At 64.0% G+C, this 21,995-nt stretch carries 15 protein-coding genes; 4 read left to right on the forward strand and 11 right to left on the reverse strand.

Translation table 11 applies throughout. The features are described 5' to 3' along the window. Positions 1–219: 219 nt before the first annotated feature. The 9 genes from eno to B3873_RS02320 form a co-directional block, all read right to left on the reverse strand. Positions 220–1,497: a phosphopyruvate hydratase gene (gene eno, locus B3873_RS02280; RefSeq protein ID WP_286863832.1), complete on the reverse strand. Its 1,278-nt coding sequence runs from the start codon at positions 1,495–1,497 to the stop codon at positions 220–222. 131 nt (positions 1,498–1,628) lie between these two features. Then, complete coding sequence (gene kdsA / locus B3873_RS02285) at positions 1,629–2,483, reverse strand: 3-deoxy-8-phosphooctulonate synthase (protein ID WP_121041675.1); 855 nt, start codon at positions 2,481–2,483, stop codon at positions 1,629–1,631. Beyond that, entirely contained in the window at positions 2,480–4,150 is a 1,671-nt protein-coding gene (locus tag B3873_RS02290; protein WP_039785542.1) for a CTP synthase, read from the reverse strand. Before B3873_RS02290 ends, kdsA begins: the two co-directional genes overlap by 4 nt. 179 nt (positions 4,151–4,329) lie before the next feature. Further along, positions 4,330–5,148, reverse strand: a complete 819-nt coding sequence (locus B3873_RS02295; RefSeq protein ID WP_286863835.1) for an alpha/beta fold hydrolase — start codon at positions 5,146–5,148, stop codon at positions 4,330–4,332. A gap of 114 nt (positions 5,149–5,262) precedes the next feature. After that, positions 5,263–7,752, reverse strand: coding sequence for a DNA internalization-related competence protein ComEC/Rec2 (locus tag B3873_RS02300; protein ID WP_286863837.1), 2,490 nt, complete (start codon positions 7,750–7,752; stop codon positions 5,263–5,265). After that, positions 7,752–8,558, reverse strand: coding sequence for a TatD family hydrolase (locus B3873_RS02305; RefSeq protein WP_286863838.1), 807 nt, complete (start codon positions 8,556–8,558; stop codon positions 7,752–7,754). Before B3873_RS02305 ends, B3873_RS02300 begins: the two co-directional genes overlap by 1 nt. A gap of 315 nt (positions 8,559–8,873) precedes the next feature. After that, positions 8,874–10,046, reverse strand: a complete 1,173-nt coding sequence (gene argE, locus B3873_RS02310) for an acetylornithine deacetylase (protein WP_286863839.1) — start codon at positions 10,044–10,046, stop codon at positions 8,874–8,876. Between the two features lie 106 nt (positions 10,047–10,152). Beyond that, complete coding sequence (gene lolD, locus B3873_RS02315) at positions 10,153–10,869, reverse strand: lipoprotein-releasing ABC transporter ATP-binding protein LolD (protein WP_039785536.1); 717 nt, start codon at positions 10,867–10,869, stop codon at positions 10,153–10,155. After that, positions 10,862–12,127, reverse strand: coding sequence for a lipoprotein-releasing ABC transporter permease subunit (locus B3873_RS02320; RefSeq protein ID WP_134135884.1), 1,266 nt, complete (start codon positions 12,125–12,127; stop codon positions 10,862–10,864). Before B3873_RS02320 ends, lolD begins: the two co-directional genes overlap by 8 nt. A 329-nt stretch (positions 12,128–12,456) precedes the next feature. Here B3873_RS02320 and B3873_RS02325 point away from each other — a divergent pair, with 329 nt between their 5' ends. From B3873_RS02325 to B3873_RS02340, 4 genes are all read left to right on the forward strand, one after another. Continuing rightward, positions 12,457–14,580 (forward strand): ATP-dependent helicase, encoded by a 2,124-nt coding sequence (locus tag B3873_RS02325; RefSeq protein ID WP_286863840.1) that lies wholly within the window; start codon positions 12,457–12,459, stop codon positions 14,578–14,580. A gap of 72 nt (positions 14,581–14,652) precedes the next feature. After that, a complete protein-coding gene (locus tag B3873_RS02330) occupies positions 14,653–15,684 on the forward strand; it encodes a hypothetical protein (protein WP_286863841.1) in 1,032 nt (343 codons plus the stop codon). Then, complete coding sequence (recJ, locus tag B3873_RS02335) at positions 15,681–17,375, forward strand: single-stranded-DNA-specific exonuclease RecJ (RefSeq protein WP_286863842.1); 1,695 nt, start codon at positions 15,681–15,683, stop codon at positions 17,373–17,375. The genes B3873_RS02330 and recJ overlap by 4 nt, the downstream gene beginning before the upstream one ends. Before the next feature lie 224 nt (positions 17,376–17,599). Next, positions 17,600–19,285: a diguanylate cyclase domain-containing protein gene (locus B3873_RS02340; RefSeq protein ID WP_286863843.1), complete on the forward strand. Its 1,686-nt coding sequence runs from the start codon at positions 17,600–17,602 to the stop codon at positions 19,283–19,285. On the opposite strand, the gene B3873_RS02345 is transcribed toward B3873_RS02340, so the two are convergent. Further along, on the reverse strand, positions 19,227–19,958 hold the full coding sequence (locus tag B3873_RS02345) for a hypothetical protein (RefSeq protein WP_039785525.1): 732 nt from the start codon (positions 19,956–19,958) through the stop codon (positions 19,227–19,229). The genes B3873_RS02340 and B3873_RS02345 overlap by 59 nt on opposite strands. A gap of 88 nt (positions 19,959–20,046) precedes the next feature. Then, positions 20,047–21,936, reverse strand: coding sequence for a PhoX family protein (locus tag B3873_RS02350; RefSeq protein ID WP_414651520.1), 1,890 nt, complete (start codon positions 21,934–21,936; stop codon positions 20,047–20,049). Positions 21,937–21,995 lie beyond the last annotated feature (59 nt).

Consider the following 21,995-nt stretch of genomic DNA (forward strand, 5'->3'; position numbering starts at 1 on the left):
GTAGGAGCGGCGCCCCGCCGCGAACCTTCGCGCAAAAAAAAGGGCGGCCACGCGCTATGCGGGCCGCTCGAATCACGGAGTTGCTTAGAACCTGCTCACGATCTTGCGAGCTAGAGCCATACAAGGCAAAAACAGGCGAGGAAGCGCAGTTTACGAGCTGTAAATGAGCATTCCGAGCCTGTTTTTAACGCAGTAGGGCCGACGCGCAGCAGATCGTGATCAGCCGCGGAACTCGGCACGGCCCTTGTAGGGAGCCTTGCCACCCAGCTGCTCTTCAATACGCAGCAGCTGGTTGTATTTGGAAACGCGGTCGGAACGGCACAGCGAACCGGTCTTGATCTGACCGGCGGCAGTACCCACGGCCAGGTCGGCGATGGTGCTGTCCTCAGTTTCGCCACTGCGGTGCGAGATCACGGCGGTGAAGCCAGCAGCTTTGGCCATCTGGATGGCTTCCAGGGTCTCGGTCAGCGAGCCGATCTGGTTGAACTTGATCAGGATCGAGTTGCCGATCTTCTCGTCGATACCGCGCTTGAGGATCTTGGTGTTGGTGACGAACAGGTCGTCGCCCACCAGCTGCACCTTCTTGCCCAGGGTTTCGGTCAAGAGCTTCCAGCCGGCCCAGTCGTTCTCGGCCATGCCGTCTTCGATGCTGATGATCGGGTACTTGTCGCACCAGGATGCCAGCAGGCCGGTCTTTTGCGCCGGGGTCAGCACCATGTTTTCACCGGCCAGGTGATAGTTGCCGTCCTTGTAGTACTCGGAAGCGGCGCAGTCCAGTCCCAGGGCAATCTGGGTGCCCGGCTCGTAGCCGGCCTTCTCGATGGCTTCGATGATCAGCTTGATGGCTTCTTCGTGGCTCGATACGTTCGGGGCGAAGCCACCTTCGTCGCCGACGGAAGTGGCCAGGCCGCGGTCGTGCAGGATCTTCTTGAGGGTGTGGAACACCTCGGCGCCGTAGCGCAGGGCTTCACGGAAGCTCGGTGCGCCGACCGGGATGATCATGAATTCCTGGATATCCAGGTTGTTGTCGGCGTGGGCACCGCCGTTGATGACGTTCATCATCGGCACCGGCATCTGCATGGAGCCGCTGCCACCGAAGTAACGGTACAGGGGCAGGCCCGATTCTTCGGCAGCGGCCTTGGCCACGGCCATCGAGACGGCCAGCATGGCGTTGGCACCCAGGCGGCTCTTGTTCTCGGTGCCGTCCAGGTCGATCAGGGTGCGATCCAGGAAGGCTTGCTCATTGGCGTCCAGGCCCATGATGGCTTCCGAGATCTCGGTGTTGATGTTTTCGCAGGCTTGCAGCACGCCCTTGCCGAAATAGCGGCTCTTGTCGCCGTCGCGCAGTTCGATCGCTTCGCGCGAACCGGTGGAGGCGCCCGAAGGCACGGCAGCGCGGCCCAGCACGCCGGATTCCAGCAGCACGTCGCATTCCACGGTCGGATTGCCACGCGAGTCGATCACTTCGCGGCCGATAATATCAACGATTGCACTCATTCCAGATCTCCATCGAGGTTTTAAAAATTGTTGGCGGGTGCAGGCCCGGTGGCCGGGACAGCCGCACCCTGTCAGCGTGCGTTGCGCCCATGATGAAACGGCCGCCGGGCGGCAGCCGTTTCATGCACACATCAGGAAAAATTGTTTTCCAGGAAGCCTGCCTTCTTCACGATGCGATCCAGATCGATCATCGTGCCCAGCAAATCCTTCATGCGCGCCAGTGGCACGGCATTGGGACCATCCGACTTGGCTTCGGCGGGGTTCGGGTGGGTTTCCATGAACACACCCGAAATGCCGACGGCAATGGCGGCGCGCGCCAGCACCGGCACGAACTCGCGCTGGCCGCCTGACGACGTGCCCTGCCCGCCCGGCAGCTGCACCGAGTGGGTGGCATCAAACACCACCGGAGCACCGGTTTCGCGCATGATGGCCAGGCTGCGCATATCGGACACCAGGTTGTTGTAGCCGAACGAAGCGCCACGCTCGCAGGCCATGAACTGGTCGGTCGGCAGCCCGGCTTCCTTGGCAGCAGCACGGGCCTTGTCGATGACGTTGACCATGTCGTGCGGTGCCAGGAACTGGCCCTTCTTGATATTGACCGGCTTGCCCGATTGCGCACAGGCGCGGATGAAGTCAGTCTGGCGGCACAGGAAGGCCGGCGTCTGCAGCACATCCACCACGGCGGCCACGGGCTTGATCTCGTCGATCTCGTGGATGTCGGTTAGGACCGGCACGCCGATTTCCTTCTTGACCTTGGCCAGGATCTCCAGACCCTTCTCCATGCCCAGGCCACGGAACGAGGTACCCGAAGAACGGTTGGCCTTGTCGAAGGACGACTTGTAGATGAACGGGATACCCAGTTCCGTCGTGATCTCCTTCAGGGTACCGGCGGTATCGAGCGCCATCTGCTCGGACTCGATCACGCAGGTGCCGGCGATCAGGAAGAACGGGTGTTCCAGACCGACATCAAAACCGCACAGTTTCATGCTTTGCCCTTTGCAGCGGCATCCTGTTGCAACTCGGCGTGATGCGCCAGGGCTGCACGGATGTAGGAAATGAACAGCGGATGGCCATCACGCGGGGTGGACTTGAACTCCGGGTGATACTGCACGCCGATGTAGAACGGGTGAGCGTTCTCGCCGGTGCGCGGCAGTTCCATGATTTCGCACAGGTCTTCTGTCGGCGTACGGGCCGAAACCACCATGCCGGCTTCTTCCACACGGGTCAGGTAGAAGTTGTTGGCTTCATAGCGATGGCGGTGACGCTCGGTCACGCTGTCGCCATAGATCTCGGCCGCCAGGGTACCCGGCTTGACCGCACAGGTCTGCGCGCCCAGGCGCATGGTGCCGCCCAGGTCGGAATTGGCATCGCGACGCTCGACCTTGCCATCATGGTTCTGCCATTCGTCGATCAGAGCGACCACCGGTTGCTCGGTATCCGGATCGAACTCGGTCGAGTTGGCCTTGGACAGGCCGGCCTTGTTGCGGGCATATTCCAGCAGGGCCACTTGCATGCCCAGGCAGATGCCCAGATACGGGACCTTGTTCTCACGGGCGTAGCGGGCAGCGGCAATCTTGCCTTCCACGCCGCGCTTGCCGAAGCCGCCCGGCACCAGGATGGCATCGTACTTGTTCAGGCTGTCGGTGCCGTTGGCTTCGATCTCTTCCGAATCCAGGTACTCGATGTTGACGCGGCTGCCGGTATGGATGCCGGCGTGGCGCAGCGCTTCGGTCAGGGACTTGTAGGACTCGGTCAGGTCGACATACTTGCCGACCATGCCGATGGTGACTTCGTGCGAAGGATTGTTCTGCGCATCGATCAGCTTGTCCCACATCGACAGATCGGCCGGCTTGGGCGACAGGCCCAGCTTTTCGCAAATGATGGTATCCAAACCCTGGTCGTGCAGCATCTGCGGAATCTTGTAGATGCTATCGGCATCCCACACCGAAATGACGGCGTCGGCGGCGACGTTGGAGAACAGCGAGATCTTGTCGCGTTCGTCGTCAGGAATGCGGCGGTCGGCACGGCACAGCAGCGCGTCGGGCGAAATGCCGATCTCGCGCAGCTTCTGCACGCTGTGCTGGGTGGGCTTGGTCTTGAGTTCGCCGGCCGAGGCCAGGAACGGCACCAGGGTCAGGTGGACGAAGGCGGTGGCATTGCGGCCGGAGCGCAGGCTCAGCTGGCGCGCAGCTTCCAGGAAGGGCAGCGACTCGATGTCACCGACGGTACCGCCGATTTCCACCAGCGCCACTTCGAAACCTTCGGCACCACGATGGATGAATTCCTGGATCTCGTTGGTGATGTGCGGGATCACCTGAACGGTCTTGCCCAGGTATTCGCCACGGCGTTCCTTGCGGATCACCGATTCATACACCTGGCCGGTGGTGAAATTGTTCACCTTCTTCATCTTGGCCGAGATGAAACGCTCGTAGTGGCCCAGGTCGAGGTCGGTTTCGGCGCCGTCATCGGTGACGAACACTTCACCGTGCTGCAACGGGCTCATCGTGCCGGGGTCGACGTTGATGTAGGGATCGAGCTTCAGGAGGGTGACTTTGAGGCCGCGCGATTCGAGGATCGCAGCGAGGGACGCGGCGGCAATCCCTTTACCCAGGGAAGACACGACGCCGCCAGTGACAAATACAAACTTGGTCATTACAGATGAGTGCCGAACGGCACATGCGGGAAATTCAAATTATACCCCAAAACCGGCTCGTTTTTTAAGCCTGCTTGCGATTAGTGTCTCGCCATCGACAAACTTGCAGCAGGAAAACATGCCCGGCCGCCGAGAATGGCTTCTTGACCATCATCCCGGCAGATTGGTTCATCTCCGCGCTATTCAACTTCAAGCCCCCTGCCCTGCAACAGCTGCCCGATCATGGCGTGCGTGGCTTGGGCCGCCTCCACAGGAGACTCCATCGGGAACAGGTGCCCTCCGGCGATCTGCAGGAAATTCGGCCCGACCAGCCGGCGCGTGGCGTCCAGTCCGGCCAGGCGGCACTCGACCGAATCGACGCCACCAACGAAGCCCACCGGTACCGGATAGGTCTGGCGCGCCAGACGCCCGAGGTGATGGGGAATGGTGCGGTAGACCGCCGTTTCGGTCTCGCGCGAGAAGCGCAGCCTGACGCCCCCGCCCGGCTGGGGCACCAGCCCATGCTGCACGTAGTCGCGCAGCACCTGCTGCGGCCAGGCAGCAAACAGGGATTTGGCCGCGTAATGCTGATAAGCCGCTTCCATGTCAGGCCAGTTGTCGCGGCGGCGCGCCGAGGCCACCGAGGGCGAATGGCGGCTCTCGTATTTGAGGATTTTAGCCAGACGCAGCAGGTGCGCCCGCCAGCCAGCCACGATAGGCGAATCCAGCAGCACCACGCAGCGCACCAGCGCAGGCCGCTTGCGCGCAGCCATCAGCGCCAGGATACCGCCCATGGAATGACCGACCAGGATCACCGGTTCGGTGTAGCTGCGTTCCAGCTCCTCGCGCAGCTCGCGGGCCAGGGTACGCCAGCCGTCATCGACCGGGAAGCGCGGATTGTGGGCGTGAATCGGCAAGGCACGCACATCGTAATGGGCGCGCAGCTGCTCGAAGAACATGCCGTAAGTCCCCGCCGGATAGCTGTTGGCGTGGGCGAAATGAAGAATAGGATGGCTCATGGAAAGGCACAGGCTGGGCAATGGCCGCAGCATAGCAAAACCGCCCATGCCGCGAGCGTGCTATTTTCCCGCATCGCGAAATGCAGCTGCGGGCAGCCGGACCGCCCGCTGGCATCACTGCTCGTACCAGTAACGCGCGTGTTGCTTGCGGTATTGCTCCACCTGCAACTGGTCGCCCAAGGTCATGGTCAGCGCGCCGGTTTCGTCAGTGCGCAGGCGGCGAATGCCGAGTCGGCCATAACGTTCATAGACTTCCGGCTTGGGATGATTGAAACGGTTGCGATAGCCGACCTGGAACACCGCCAGTTCCGGCCGCACCGCGCGCAGGAAAGGTTCGGTGGACGAAGTACCGCTGCCATGATGCGGCGCCAGCAGCACCGTGGAGGGCAAGCGGTCGGCCAGCGGCCCGCTCACCAGCTCATCTTCCTGCACCGCCTCGATATCCCCGGCCAGCAGGACCGATTGCCGTCCGATCTGCACCTTCAGCACGCAACTGCGGGCATTCGGCCGCCATTTGTCGCTGTCATAGCTGGCTGCATCCGGATGCAGCACGGTAAAGCCGATGCCGTCCCAGTTCCAGGATTGTCCGGCCTGGCAGCGCGTGTGCTCGGGGGCGGCGCGCAGGATCGGGCTGTCCGGCGACAGCGAAGAATAGACACTGTCAACCGGCAAATGCCTGAAGAGCGATACCGCCCCGCCGGAATGATCGTTGTCATTGTGTGAAATCACCACGCGATCCAGATGATCGATCCCGCGTGCGCGCAGGTAGGGCAGGATCACCCGCGTGGCCCCGTCCGACTCGGCCGTGTAATACGGACCGGTGTCGTAGAGCAGGCGATGGCCCGGGGTTTCCACCAGCACCGCCATCCCCTGCCCGACGTCGAAGGCAGTCACGCGCATGCTTCCTTCAGCCGGCGCTACCGGGGCATTGAGCAGCAAAGGCAACCAGCCGAACAGGCCCAGCCAGCGCACCGGCCAGCCGCGCGGTGCCAGCACCAGCAGGGTTCCGCCCAGGGCCAAGGCAAACATCCAGGTGCTGGGCAGCGGCGTTTGCCACACGGCCCAGGGCATGGCATTGAGCCCCTGCAGGAATTCGGCCAGCCAGACCAGCAGCTGATGCGGCACCTGCAGCACGAATTGCGCGAGCACGGCCGGCAGGATGCTGCCCAGCAACGCCAGCGGCGTGATCACCAGCGAGACCAGCGGAATGGCCACCGCATTGGCAATCGGGCTGACCAGCGAATATTGTCCGAACAAAAGCACCGTCAGCGGCACCAGTCCCAGCGTGACGACGTATTGGGCATAACCGGCTTGCTTGATCCGCTGCAGCAGCGCCGACCACCAGTGCTTGTGCGAAGCGGCAGCGGCCATGGCCTGCGGCGGCTGCATGCGCCCGACCGAGCCATACAGCAACAAGGCCACCGCACCGAAGGAAAGCCAGAAGCCCGGCCACAGCACCGCCCAGGGGTCCAGCAGCAAGACCAGCCCCAGTGCCAGGCACTGCACCACCGAGACGCGCACGATGCGGCCGCGCCAGAAAGCGATCCCGACCACGATCAGCATGTACAGCGTGCGCTGGGCCGGCACCCCGAACCCGGCCAGCAACACGTAGATGAACGCCGCTCCCATCCCGACGATCACCGCCACCTTCTGGGCCGGCAGCCGCAGCGGCAATTGCGCGCCCGTGAAGAAGGAGCGCCGCCACAGCCAGCTCGCCAGTCCGCCGCACAGGGCTGCCAGCATGGTGATATGCAGGCCGGAGATGGCCATCAGATGGCCGATGCCGGTACGGTTGAAGACGGTCCAGTCCGCCTGGTTGATACCGCGCTGGTCGCCCATGACCAGGGCTGCGATCACGCCGGCATAGGGGGCGCCGGGCAGCGCCGAGTAGATGCGGTCGCGCAGCCAGCCGCGGGCGCTGTCGATCATATGGGAAGGCGTCCAAACGAAGTCGTCGACACGGCGGTTGAGCGCCGTCAGCGCAGCACCCGAGGCCGCCGGACGGCCCACCACGTAGCCGGTGGCTCGCACATCGTCCTGCAGCAGCCACAGCTCGTAGTCGAAGCCATCCGGATTGGCATTGCCGTGCGGACGCTTGAGCCGCACCTGCAAGCGCCAGCGCTCACCCGGCCGCAGGTCGGGCACGGCCATCCGGGGCGGCGCGGCCTGCTCGCCATCCTCGGAGGGCTGCTGGTAGCGCTGGTTGCCGTACCAGGACAGCGCCAGCCGGGGCGGCACCGGCGGCTTCACGCCCCCCTGCACCACCACCTGCTCCACATCGAAACGGAAGCGCACGCCCTGCTCGGTATGCGCAGGCAGATCCGCGACGGTACCGATGACGGTGATATCACGTCCTTCCCAGGCTTTGGGGAGCTCCTGATCGAGGTAATACATGGCAAAGGAAGCCGCCCACAGGAAGCCCAGCCAGGCACCACAGGTCAGCAACAGGGGCACCCGCAGCCAGGGCTGCCAGAACTTCCAGGCCGTCAAACCCAGCAAGAGCGCCAGCACCAGCCCGACCGCAATCCATTCGGTGCCCGGCAACTGGCCCTGCACCTGCAGCAATCCCACGCCGATGGCAAACCCGATGATCAGCGCGCGCATCAGAGTGGCAGTCCTGCATGCGCCAGGCGCGGCAGCGCGGCCCGGGCATTGGCGGTGGTGGCGGCGGCGATCTCCTGCAGCGGCAGCTGGCGCAGCTCGGCCAGGACTTCACCGATGCGCGGGATCTGGTCCGGGGTGTTGATGCCGGGATGCCGCCAGGCCGGTGAAATATCCGGCGCGTCGGTTTCCAGCACGATCGAGGACAAGGGCAATTCGGTCGCCAGCCGGCGGATCTGCAGCGAACGCGGGAAGGTCATGGCGCCGCCAAATCCCAGGTGCAGCCCCAGCTCCACGAAGGTCCGGGCCTGCTGGTCGCTGCCATTGAAGGCATGGGCGATGCCGCCGGGCACGCGGATGCGGCGCAGGTATTTGAGGATGATGTCCTGCGAACGCCGCACATGCAGCAGCACCGGCAGGTCGAAGTCGCGTGCCAGCTTGAGCTGCTCGGCAAAGAAGAATTCCTGCTTCTCGCGCAGCGGCGCTTCTTTCAGGGCCGGCACGAAGAAATCCAGCCCGATCTCACCGATCCCCACGAACAACGGATCGTCCAGCGCCTCGCCGATGGCCGTACGCAAGATCTCCAGATCGGATTCCTTGGCAGTGGGGACGTAAAGCGGATGAATGCCCAGCGCATAGACGGCATTGCCGACTTCGCGCGCAAGCCGTCCGACTTCCTTGAAGTTCACTTTGGCGATGGCGGGAATGACGATGGCGCGCACGCCGGCCTGCGCAGCCTCGGCGGCCACTGCAGCGGAACGGTCGCCGAATTCCCCGGCGTCGAGATGGCAGTGCGTATCGACCCACATGTGCTGGCTTGGCGAAAATCGGAAGACCGGCCTCAGGGCAGCGGTTCCGGATAACGACACCCGCCGCAGGGGCCGCGATCGCATGATTCAGCCAGGCTGCTGATGCGGCTCGCTTCCCCCGAAGCGTCTTGTTGTTTGAACAGCATAGCCGGTTTGAACCGGCTTCAACCCGCGCAGTTTACCGTCTAACGCCCTCTTGCAGTAATTAACAATGGTAAAGAAATACCAGATCCTTCACGCGCGGACATGAAAAAAGGACGCGATCGCTCGCGTCCTTCATCTCGCACGCTACCCGGGCGCACCGATCAGGCTTGATCAGGCCGGCTGCAGCGACTTGCCCAGCTTGCGCAGGAACTGCTCGCAGCGTTCCATCTGCGACAGTGTCACGAACTCGTTGGGCTTGTGGGCATTGCCGATGTCGCCAGGACCGCAGACGATGGTCGGGATGCCGATCTGCTGGAACAGGCCTGCTTCGGTGCCATAGGCGACCTTGCGGGTTTCGCGATCCCCCGTCAGTGCGCGCACCAGCTCGGTGATGGCCGCCTGCTCGACCGCTTCCAGCGCCGGGCTGCCGGCGAAGTTGTCGATCTCCACGCGGGCTTCCGGGAATTCGCTGCGCATCTTGGGCAGCAGCACCTCGGCGATGTACTTGTCGATCTGCGCCTGGATGTCGGCCACGCTCATGCCGGGCAGGTTGCGGAATTCGTAAGTAAATTCACACAGCTCGGGAATGGTGTTGACCGCGATGCCGCCACGAATCTGATTGGTGGTCATGGTGCTGAAGGGCACATCGAAGAATTGGTCATACGGGCCATTGGCCTTGTAGCGATCGGCGAAATCGCGGATGGCACAGATCAGGCGTGCGGCGTGCTCGATGGCGTTGCAGCCCTGCGGGGTCAGCGACGAGTGCGCGGACTTGCCGTGCACCTTGCAGGCAAACACGTTGATGCCCTTGTGCGCCACCACCACGTTCATGCTGGTGGGCTCACCCACCACGCAGCCATCGACCTTGATGCCGCGCTTGACGATTTCTTCCAGCATCACGGGCGCGCCGATGCAGCCAATTTCTTCATCATAGGAAAACGCCAGGTGAATCGGCTTCACACGCGGCATGGCCAGGAATTCCGGCACCAGCGCCAGCGAGGTAGCGATGAAACCCTTCATGTCGCAAGTGCCGCGGCCGAACAGGCTGCCATCCTTCTCGGTCAGCTTGAAGGGGTCGGTATCCCATTTCTGGCCGTCCACCGGCACCACGTCGGTATGGCCGGAGAGCACGATGCCGCCTTCGGTGCTGCCGGCATTGGGGCCGGCGGTAGCGGGCAAGGTGGCGAACAGGTTGGCCTTGGTCTGCTCCTTGTTGTGCGCCAGCCAGGAGGAGATGCCCTGCTTTTCCAGGCTGTCACGCACAGTGGCGATCAGTTCCAGGTTGGAATTGCGGCTGGTGGTATCGAAGGCGACCAGGGTCTCTAGCCATTGGCGGGTGTTCATTGTCTTGCTCCAGTTTCCGTCTGTACAGGTATTCGTGTCTTCAAAAGCACACCGCCGTCTTGTATCAAGACGGCGGCGTCAAAGGCGATAGCTTACCCGGAATGCCTCAAGGCTGCTGACCGGCCACTTTCAAGCCCTGGTCGGACAAGCGCAATACGCGCGCACAGCGGCCTGCCAGTTCGATGTCGTGGGTCACGATCACGAAGGCCGTGCCCAGCGTGCGCGAGAGTTCGATCATCAGTTCGAAGGTGCGGTCGGCCGTGCTGCGGTCCAGATTGCCGGTCGGTTCATCGGCCAGCACGCAGGCCGGACGCGTCACAAGCGCGCGCGCCAGGGCCACCCGCTGGCGCTCGCCCCCGGAAAGCTCGCCCGGCACGTGCGTCACGCGCTGCGCCAGGCCGACCTTCTCCAGCATCTCGCGGGCCTGCTCCTGCGCTTCGGCCCGTTTGACGCGGCGAATCATCAGCGGCATGGCCACGTTGTCCAGCGCCGAGAATTCCGGCAGCAGATGGTGGAACTGGTAGACAAAGCCCAGCGACTGGTTGCGCAGCGTGCCGCGCTCGCTCTCGCCCAGGCTGGCGAAATCCTTGCCCAACAGGCTGACGGTGCCGGTGCTGGGCGTATCGAGCCCGCCCAGCAGGTGCAGCAAAGTCGACTTGCCGGAGCCCGAGGCACCGACGATGGCGACTTGTTCACCATGGTAGACGTCGATATCGACATTGCCCAATACCTTCACCGAATACTTGCCCTGGGTGAAGGTCTTGCCCAAGCCGCGCGACGACAGCACGGCCTGGCGATTCTTGATCGGATCGTTGTTATTCATAGCGCAGCGCCTCCGCCGGTTTGACACGGGCCGCTGCCCAGCTCGGATACAAGGTAGCCAGGAAGGCCAGCACCACGGCCAGACCGCCGATGGTATAGACGTCCGACCAGATGAGTTCGGATGGCAATTCAGAAATCACGTAAATGCTCTTGGGCAGGAACTGCACGTGGAAAGCCCGCTCGATGGCCGGTACCAGCACATCGATATTGAGTGCCACCACCACCCCCAGGCCGACGCCGATGGCCGTACCGACCAGGCCGACCAGGGCCCCCTGAATCACAAAAATCTTCATGATGGAGGCGGGAGAGGCCCCCAGCGTGCGCAGGATGGCGATGTCAGCCTGCTTGTCGGTGACCGTCATCACCAGCGTGGACACGAGATTGAAGGCCGCCACGGCGATGATCAACGCGAGGATGATGAACATCATGCGCTTTTCGGTCTTGACGGCCGCGAACCAGTTGCTGTTCTGCTGCGACCAATCGCGCAGGTACAGGTCGCCACTCAGGGTGCGCGCCAGCTGCTGGGTCACTTCCGGGGCCTGCAGCATGTCGCGGATGCGCAGGCGCACGCCGGTGGGGGCATCCATGCGGAACAGGGTTTCTGCATCCTGCAGCTGGATGAAGGCCAGCGACGAGTCGAATTCATAATGGCCCGCTTCGAAAATCCCGGTCACCGTGAATTGCTTCAGGCGCGGCAAGACCCCGGCCGGGGTCACCTGCCCTTGCGGCACGATCACCGTGACCTTGTCGCCCAGTCCCACGCGCATGCCGCGCGCCAGCTCGCCACCGATGACGATGTTGAATTCGCCGGGTTTCAGGGAATCGAAACTGCCCTGCTTGACCTGCTTGGCCACATCCGAGACCTTGGGCTCTTCCTCGGGCAGCACGCCGCGCACCAGCACGCCGCGCAGGTTGTCGTCACGCGTCATCATGGCCTGGCCCGATACATAGGGCGCAGCGCCCAGCACCTCGGGATTCTGGAAGGTCTGCTTGGCCACCGCCTGCCAGTCCTTCATGGAACCGGAGGCATCGAAGACTTCGATGTGGGCCAGCACGGAAAGCATGCGGTCACGCACTTCCTTCTGGAAACCATTCATGACCGACAGCACCACGATCAGGGCAGCCACGCCCAGCGCAATGCCGGCCATGGAAATGAGGGAAATGAAGGAAATGAAACTGTTGCGGCCGCTGCGCTTGCCGGCCCGCGTGTAGCGGATGCCGACCAGCCATTCGAACGGCAGGTTTTTAATCAGACTCAAAATTGCTCCGGGAGAGGGCCTGCACAATGTGCTGCCAGTGGCCTCGCCTCCCGGTTCCGGGACGCAATCCTCTGGCCGCACGCCAACACGGGCGAAGACAAAGCGCGAAGTTTGCCACAGTTTGCAGTCATGGCCCATCCCTGGCCGTCTGCTCCATACTCGCGCCGGACCCGTCGGTCGTCTGCCGTGAAGCCTGTAGATTCACTTCTACCGCAGAGGTTCGCGCCAAGATGTTTCATATAGTGGATGTGCCTGATGTTGCGTCCGGGACTGGTTATATATACAGTACCTCCTTGCCCAGCCATCGCCGATATGAATTTCCCCGCACCATGCCACCCGAACTCGCCCAGGACGTCCCCGACACCAGCAGCCCGCCCACCGGCGAGCGCGACCCGTTTGCGCGCCTGAACGCACAGCAGCGCGAGGCGGTCGAGCATGGCAGCGCCTTGCCAGCAGCGCAACAGCCGCCGCTGCTCATCGTGGCCGGTGCCGGTTCGGGCAAGACCAATACCCTGGCGCACCGGGTCGCCAGGCTGATCCTCGATGGGGCCGACCCGCAGCGCATCCTGCTGCTGACCTTCTCGCGCCGAGCGGCTGCCGACATGAGCAGGCGCGTGGGCCAGGTGATCCGCCAGGTGCTGGGGCTGGCGGCCACCGACAGCCCGCCGCAACTGCCCTGGTCAGGCACCTTCCACGCCATCGGCGCGCGGCTGTTGCGCGAGTACGCGGCCGTCATCGGCCTGGAAGAAGACTTCACCATCCAGGATCGCGGAGATTCCGAAGACCTGATCGGCCTGCTGCGCCACGAGATGGGGCTGTCCTCCAGCGACAAGCGTTTTCCGCTGAAGGGCACTTGCCTGTCCATTTATTCACGTGCGGTCAATACCCGGCAAGACCTGGGCACCGTGCTGCAGACGCAATTTCCCTGGTGCCGTGAATGGGAGAGGCTGCTGGGCGAACTCTTTACCCGCTATGTCGAGGCCAAGGAAGCTCAGCACGTGCTGGATTACGACGACCTGCTGCTGTTCTGGGCCGACATGCTCTCCGACCACGAGATTGCGCAATCGGTCGGGGCGCGCTTCGATCATGTGCTGGTGGATGAATACCAGGACACCAACCGCCTGCAAGCCGAGATCCTGCAACGAATGAAGCCCGATGGCGCCGGCGTGACCGCCGTGGGTGACGATGCCCAGTCCATCTATTCCTTCCGGGGCGCTACGGTACGCAACATCCTCGATTTTCCCGATCTGTTCACCCAGCCGGCGCGGCTGTTGACGCTGGAACAGAATTACCGCTCCACGCAGCCCATCCTGCAGGCCTCCAACGCCGTCATCGCCGATGCGCCGGAACGGCACGTCAAGCAGCTCTGGAGCGACAAGCCGTCCTCACAGAAGCCGCAACTGGTGGTCATCCCGGATGAGGCCGAACAGGCGCGCTGGGTCGCCAACCGCATCCTGGCGCATCGTGAAGAAGGGCTCACCCTGAAATCCCAGGCGGTGCTGTTTCGTACCGCCACCCACAGCGCGGCGTTGGAACTGGAGCTGGTCCGGCGCAACATCCCCTTCGTGAAGTTCGGCGGACTCAAATTCCTGGAAAGCACCCACATCAAGGACCTGCTCTCGCTGCTGCGCCTGGCGCACAATCCAAGCGGGCGCATGGCCGGCTTCCGCGCGCTGCAACTGATTCCCGGGGTCGGTCCCGCCACCGCCAGGAAGGTACTGGACCTCATGGCCGCCGCCAGCGACCCGGCCGATGCGCTGCTGAACTTCGGCGCACCCGCCAGTATCGCCCTGCAATGGCAGGCCTTTGCCGACACCTACGACCTGATGCGCCGCGCCAGTGCCAGCTGGCCGACCGACATCCAGGCCGCGCGCGACTGGTATCTGCCGCACCTGGAGCAGCGCTATGAAGACGCCGACGCCCGCGCTGCCGACATCGAGCAACTGACCGCGCTGGCCAATGGCTATGCCTCGCGCGAGAAATTCCTGACCGAACTGACGCTGGATCCGCCCGAAGCCAGCAGCGACTTCTCCGCTCCGCCCTACCGCGACGAGGATTACCTGACACTCTCCACCATCCACTCCGCCAAGGGCCAGGAATGGCGCTCGGTTCACGTGCTCAACGTGGTCGATGGCTGCATCCCGTCGGACCTGGCCACCGGCAGCGAGGCCGAGATCGCCGAGGAGCGGCGCCTGCTGTACGTGGCCATGACGCGTGCGAAGGAGTATCTGCACCTGGTGGTGCCGCAGCGTTTCTACATCACCCAGCAGACCGCGCAGGGCGACCGCCACGTCAACGGCATCCGCAGCCGCTTCATCACGCCGCGCATGCTGCCCTTCTTCGAAGACAGCCTGTGGCTCTCGGCCGAGACCAATGGCGCGCGCACGCCCATGCCCGACAGCGTGCGCATGCTGGTGCGCCAGCGTGCAAAAAAGGCCTGGAACAATGGCTGACCCCGCTTTGAAGTGAAGCCTTGTTCAGGCAACCGGGGCCAAGCGGCGCGCCAGCCGCTAAAATAGCGCCCCATGAATCAACTCGACATCCTCATTCCCTTTGCCCTGCCCCCGGCTGAACTGGCGCGCGACCTGTTGCGGCAGAGCCAGGCACCGGCCCTGGCCATGCTGCTGGGCCGTGGCAAGGCTGCGCCACGCCTGGCGCATGACCCGTTTTCGCGCGCCCTGCCGCATGAGCACTGGCTGGCCCGGCGCTTCGGCCTGCCGCCCGCGCCCCAGGATTCCAGCCCCGCCGCCGCCAGCGCGCTGATGCAGCGCCTGGGTCACACGCCTGCGGCCGGTCACTGGTTCGTGCTGCATCCAGCCCACATCCACGTGGCGCGTGACCACCTGGTGCTGACCGACATCGGCCAGCTGCAGTTGGAAGAGGATGAATCGCGCCGCCTGTTTGCCGCCGCCCTGCCCCTGTTCACCGAGATCGGCCATGAGCTGGTCTATGGCGATGCCCGCACCTGGTTCATCCGGGCCGACGCCTGGGCCGGGCTGCGCACCTCCACGCCCTCGGCCGCGAGCGGGCGCAACGTCGACATCTGGATGCCGGAAGGACCGGGCGAACTGGCCTGGCGCAAGCTGCAGAACGAAGTGCAGATGCAGTGGTTTGCCGAGTCGCTCAATGAACAGCGCGAAATGCGCGGCCAGAAGGCCATCAATTCGATCTGGATCTGGGGTGGAGCCGATGCTGGCGTACGCGCCGACGCCACTTACGCCGCCCGCTTCGGCCTGCGCGGCTGGCTGCGCGCCTTCGGCGAAGAGCGCGCCGACGGTGGTGCGGCCCAAGTGGCCCAAGGCAGTGGCCATCGCCTGCTGGTACTGGATGCGCTGGCCGAAGCGGCACTGGCCGAGGAATGGGGCCTGTGGCTGCAGCATCTGGAACACCTGGACCGCGACTGGCTGGCGCCCTTGCTGGTGTCGCTCAAGGCCGGCAGCCTGGAATCGCTGAACCTGATCCTGACCGGCGCTGACCGCAGCCAGGAAGTGTCGGTCACGCGCGGCGCACTGCGCCGGTTCTGGCGTAAAGCTTCACTGGCGGGGCTGTCGGCATGATTCGCGTCACTACCCGCTCCTATGACATTTCCCAAGCCGAGCAACTCATTGCCGAAGGCGTGCATCCGGTGCTGGCGCGCGTCTATGCGGCGCGCGGCCTGTCCACCGCGCGTGAGCTAGCCAGCGAGCTCAATGCCTTGATCGCGCCATCCGGCCTGCTACATATCGAGGCGGCCGCCATATACCTGGCCGATGCCATCGCCGAGCGCAAGAAGCTGGTCATCGTCGCCGACTACGACTGCGACGGCGCCACCGCCTGCGCCGTCGGCCTGCGCGGCCTGCGCCTGCTGGGCGCGCAGGTGGACTACATCGTGCCCAACCGCTTCGAATACGGTTATGGCCTCACGCCCGAGATCGTCGAACTGACCGTGCGCGAGAAGAATCCCGACATCATCGTCACCGTCGACAACGGCATCGCCAGCATCGACGGCGTGGCCGAAGCCAAGCGGCGCGGCATCGACGTCGTCGTGACCGACCACCACCTGCCGGGCGACGCCCTGCCGGACGCACGCGTGATCGTCAACCCCAACCAGCCGCAGTGCGGCTTCCCCAGCAAGAACCTGGCGGGCGTGGGGGTGATGTTCTACGTGCTGCTGGCCTTGCGCGCCGAGATGCGCAAGCGCGGCCTGTTCGATGCCCAGACCCAGCCGCGCCTGGACAGCCTGCTCGACCTGGTGGCACTGGGCACGGTGGCCGACGTGGTCAAGCTCGATGCCAACAACCGTATCCTGGTAGCCCAAGGCCTGAAGCGCATGCGCAGCGGCAAGATGCATCCCGGCATCACCGCCCTGTTCCGCGCCGCCGGCCGCGAAGCGCGCCGCGCCACCCCGTTCGACCTCGGCTTTGCCGTGGGCCCGCGCCTGAACGCCGCCGGCCGCCTGGCCGACATGTCGCTGGGCATCGAATGCCTCACTACCGATGACGAAGGCCGCGCCTGGGCCATCGCCCAGCAACTTGATGCCATCAACCGCGAACGGCGCGACATCGAGGCCGGCATGCAGGATACCGCCCTGCTGCTGCTGGACGATTTCAATCCGGCCGACCGCCGTACCATCGCCGTCTTCGATCCTTCCTGGCACCAGGGCGTGATCGGCATCGTGGCCTCGCGCCTGAAGGACAAGTTCTACCGCCCCACGATCACCTTCGCGCCCGGCGATGAAGGTTTCATCAAGGGCTCGGGCCGCTCGATTGCCGGCTTCCACCTGCGCGACGCGCTGGACCTGGTATCCAAGCACGCGCCTTCGGTGATGACCAAGTTCGGCGGCCACGCCATGGCGGCCGGATTGACCATCCATGCCGACGCCTTCGATGCCTTCTCCCAGGCCTTTGAGGCGGTCGGCCGCGACTGGCTCACGCAGAACCAGCTGGAACGTGTCATCGAGACTGATGGTGAACTGGAGGACAGCTATTACTCGGTCGAATTCATCACCCTGATGGACCAGCAGGTCTGGGGCCAGGGCTTCGCGCCGCCGGTGTTCTGCGACCATTTCCGCGTGCTCAGCCAGCGCATCCTGAAGGAAAAGCACCTCAAGCTGCAGCTGGAAAAGGGGGGCCTCAAGTACGACGCCATCTGGTTCGGCCATACCGATGCCCTGCCCGATCACGCCAAGGTCGCCTTCCGGCTCGATGCCAATGAGTACAACGGCAAGACCACAGTGCAGCTGATGGTCGAACACGCTGAACCGGCCTGATCCGACACAGGCCATTTCCGCCAGAAAACTGACGGATCATCACACCCTTGTCTGGCCGCGAACCCGCGTCAGACAAGGATTGCGGCATAGCAACAAGCGCAAAAAAAGCCGACAAGCGCTACGTTGCAGTGGCACAATGTTGGCTTGGAGCGACTTCCGAATCGATTTGAGGGAAGTGGACAACACGGGCGCTCCGAGGAATAACAACAACAGCAAACCCCTGAATGAAGCTCAAGCGCATCCATTGCAGCCTGGTGACTCGTCTCGTCCTCTTCGGCCTCCTGCTGATCGTGGGCAGCGCGCTCCTGCGCTATCACATCCTGATCGGCTTTCTCGAAAAGGAGCAGGCCCAGGTCGCCGCCGACCAGCAAAGCACCATCGCCAGCTATCTGGCCGAAGACATCGGATACCGCGTGCAGGAACGTGCACGTTATCTGGAGCGCCTGGCCCGGCACATGCCCTCGCCGATGCTGGACGACCGTGCAGCCATCCGCGCCTGGCTGCAGGAACACCAGGAGCTGCAACCGCTGTTTGCCCAAGGCTTGTTCGTGGCCGATGCCAATGGGCTCATCGTGGTCGACTACCCCACGCTCAATGGCCGCCGCGCGCTCTCCCTGACCCAGTACACCGATTTCGAAAGGGTGCTGCAAGGGGCGACCGTAATCTGCCCGCCCCTGGTCAGCCCGGCCAGCGGCAAACCCATCATCGCCATGCTCACCCCGCTGCGCAATGCCCAGGGCCAGATCGTCGGCGTACTGGGGGGGAGCACCGAACTCAATGCCCCGGGCTTCCTTGACCATCTGCAACGGGCCCGGCTGGGACCGACCGGCAGCTTCCTGCTGATTTCGCCGAGCCAGCGCATGATCATCGCCTCCAGTGACGAAGCCCTGGTCTACAGCCAGTTGCCCCCGGTCGGCAAGGACCTGCTGATGGACCGTGCCCTGCAGCAGGGTTTCCGCGGCAATGGCGTCGGCCTGGCCGCCAATGGCATCAATGAAATCAAGGCCTTCGCGTCGATTCCCGGTACCAGCTGGCTGGTGGCCGTGACGCTGCCGCTGGCCGACGCCCTGCCGACGGTGGAGCGTACACGCGCGCTGATCGGACGCGGCGGGCTGATCCAGGGAGCGATGGTGATCCTGCTGGTGACGCTGGCCTACTTGTGGTTCTTCCGTCCCCTGCGCCGCGCCGCCGCGCTGGCAGACCGCATGACGCGCGGTGAACTGCCCTTGTCGCCGCTGCCAGTGGAACGGCGCGATGAAGTCGGCCACCTGACCATGGCCTTCAACGGCTTGCTGTCGCGCCTCAAGCTGCACCAGGCGGAGTTGCAGCACCAGGCGCATCACGATGTACTCACCGGCCTGCCCAACCGCATGATGCTGGCCGAACGCATGGAAGCCGCACTCACTCACGCCTGCCGCGAACGCAATGGGGTGGCGCTGCTGTTCCTCGACCTGGATGGCTTCAAGCCGATCAACGATACCCTCGGCCACAAGGCCGGTGACCAGGTGCTGCAGGAAGTCACGCGGCGGCTGCGCCAGGTGGCCCGCCACGGCGACACGCTGGCGCGTGTGGGCGGGGATGAATTCGTGCTGCTCATCACCGACCTCGGCCAGCCCTATGAACACGGCGCGCAGGTACTGGCCGAAAAATGCATCCGGGTGGTCTCCGAACCTCTGCACCTGGCGCAGGGCGAGTACCAGCTGGGCGTGTCAGTAGGCATCGCCGTGTGTGATGGCAGCTGTGACGCCGACAGCCTGCTGCAGGCCGCTGACAAGGCCATGTATGCCGCCAAGGGCAATGGCCGCGGTTGCTACGTGATTGCACCGGCTTGGCCGGGAGTGCCAGGAGAACTCAGCGCACCGGGAGGAACTGCAGGAATGACCCGCCCAGCAGGTTCTGCACATAGCTGATGCCGGCGCGGCGATAGCGCTCGGTCATGAATTCGGCCATCAGGTCGAGACGGCCGACGATCTTGCCGAATTCCCGTTCAAAACTCAGGTTGCGTGCCTCGCTGCCGATCTCGTCGGACAGCAGCAGCGGCGCACCGGTGGCGTTCCTGCGGCTGGAGAGAATCCAGGCGGCGATTTCCACATTGCGCGCGGCATTGTAGAGATGCTGGGCGTCGAGCCCGTCGACCAGGAAGAATTCGATCTTGTTGCCATGCGCGACGATGATCATGTCGGCGGTGGCATCGATGAAGGCCGCGACCCGGTCCCCCTTGAACTCCGGTGACAGGGCCAGTGTCATGGCCTGGATATCGCGCTTGCCCTGCAATTCGGGCCAGGCCTGGCGCTGCTCGATGGCTAGTTTGACCTTCTTCTCGGCCTCGTCGCGGCTGCCAGCGGTTTTCTTCCACTCGGCCGGATTGCGCCGATACAGCTTGGACATCAGCAGGTACAGGCTATCGAGATTGGCGCGCATGGCCAGGGTGGCCACACGATTGCTGTCGGATTGCCCCATCTCGCGTGAACTGGCCTCGGCCCCCTTGACTTCGCCATGCGGTGCGGGGGCCGAAGCGCAACCCGCCAGCAGGGCAGCGCACAGCAAGGGCAGCGGCAGAATGTGAAACAGCTTTCTGGTCATCGGCGGGCGGACGAAACGAGCTGATAGGACTGATCCTAGCAGAATGCGTTCCGTCCGCCGCCTTCAGACTGAAGCCTTTTGCTTCACATCAGGCCTTGCCGGTCTGCGGCAAACCGGTCAGGTAGCCCACCGTGGCACCGAAGCGGTCCTTGAAGTTGGCGCGTACCAGCGGATCGAGGGTGTCCTTGACCTTGTCGTGCAAGCCTTTCTCCCAATCGCCGGCGTGCTGGAAGTTGCTCATCACGTAGGTCCAGCCGTTGATCTCATCCACCGCATGCAGGCCGGTCGATTCAGCGCCCGCCGGGCAGGACAGCACGCGGGTGAGCGCCTTGGTATCGACGTTGTAGGCCCACAGGAAGTTGTTGACGTGCATGCCGCTGTCTTCGCCGATGAACAAGGTACGCAGCTTTTCGGAGAACTTGATGTTGTCCGGATTGGCGATGTGTTCCTGGTCGGCCAGGTTGCCCAGGGCATCCGGGGTCTTCAGGTCCACGCCCACCAGGGCGGCCGGCGGGGCCATGTCGATGGCCACCCATTCGCTGTCGATGGCATTGCCACCGGCATCGCGCTGGCCACCGCGCAGGTTCAGGGCATACACGGCGCCGGCCTTGGGGCCTTCGACCTTGATGTGGCCGGAGCCATTGAGCATCGAGGTCTGCACATAGGACATGGCCGAATAGGCGATCTTGTCGCGGGCATTGACGGTGGTGCCTTCCATCTTGGTGAAGCCCAGGCTGCCACCGGCCAGTGCCGCGTAGCGGTGGGTTTCCAGGAAGGCGGCGGCCTTCTGCATGCCCGGCTTGACGCGCACCCAGTTGAACTTGCCATTGAACGGGATCTTGGAGAAGGAACCGTCAGCCGGATCAGTGGTGCGGATGTCCATGATGTCGGAGGACTTGTAGCGGTCCGCCATGGCCTTGATTTCGGCACTGGTGGCGCTGCCCAGGCGTACCCAGGACAGCTTGCCGGCACCCGGGCCAACGCCGGACACCTGCTCCCAACGCGCCACATAGAGCGTGCCCGAGGACAGGTCTGCGGCGCGATCGGCGATGAACATGAACAGGCCGCCATTGGTAGCATCGTCGCCCATGAGCACCGTACGCAGGTCCGGCATGACCTGCACCAGCTCGTGCGAGATGCGGCCCAGGCAATAGTGCTTCTTGATGGAACCGGTGCCGTCCGGGTTGACGGTCACTTCCGGCAGGTGGCCATAGTGATAGGGATTGGCGCGGTTCTCGTCGCCATACAGGTTCTTGCTGAAGGCCTTGAACTGCGGATTGGAGGCGATGGCCGAGGCGTCCGGTTCATATTCTTCCGACGACAGGTGCGTGTTCCAGGGAGACAGGCTGGCACCGCAGGTGATCCACAGGCCGTTGACCTGGGAAGTATCGACATTGTGGTACTGCACCAGCGACAGCTTGCCCGACGAAGGATCCTGGTCCAGGGTCAGCACGGCGATGGGCGACGGCAGCTGGCCGTACATGGCCGCCTGCTTCTGGTCGCGCGTGGTGTATTCGAATTGCACCACGGCAAATACCGCATTACCCTTCACGCCCGGCACCTTGGCACCGGCCACGGTCAGCAGCGAAGAGCCGTCCGGGCAGTCGGAATAGAACTGGCGCTCCTTGCCCGGTACCGAACGGTCGATGATGGGCTGGTTGTTGATGTCCAGGTAGCCGCCCGCGAGGATGCTGCCGCCCTTGCCGTTCGGGACCATGTCGCCGGTCATGAAGAAAGGCTGATAGGCCAGCTTGTAGCTCTGCTTGCTGCCATCTGCAAAAGTCACTTCCAGGGCCGAGCCGACGGTGGTGGCGGCCATGGCGGCCGGGTTGTCCAGGGTCGGGGCCGGCATGCCGGTGAAACGCGCCGAGGCGAAGGGCTTGCCCGCACCCGGGGTGGCGCAGGCGGCCAGCAGGGCCGAGGCCGACAGGCCGCCCGCCAGCGGCAGCAGGGGCGCAGCGCCCAGGGCCTTGAGCAGGTTGCGGCGGCCGGCTTGCGGCTGGGCGGCGACGGCGGGGGGGGCGGGGGGGGGGGGGG

Source organism: Herbaspirillum sp. UBA812 (genome assembly GCF_002296545.1).
Taxonomy (GTDB): domain Bacteria; phylum Pseudomonadota; class Gammaproteobacteria; order Burkholderiales; family Burkholderiaceae_D; genus Herbaspirillum; species Herbaspirillum huttiense.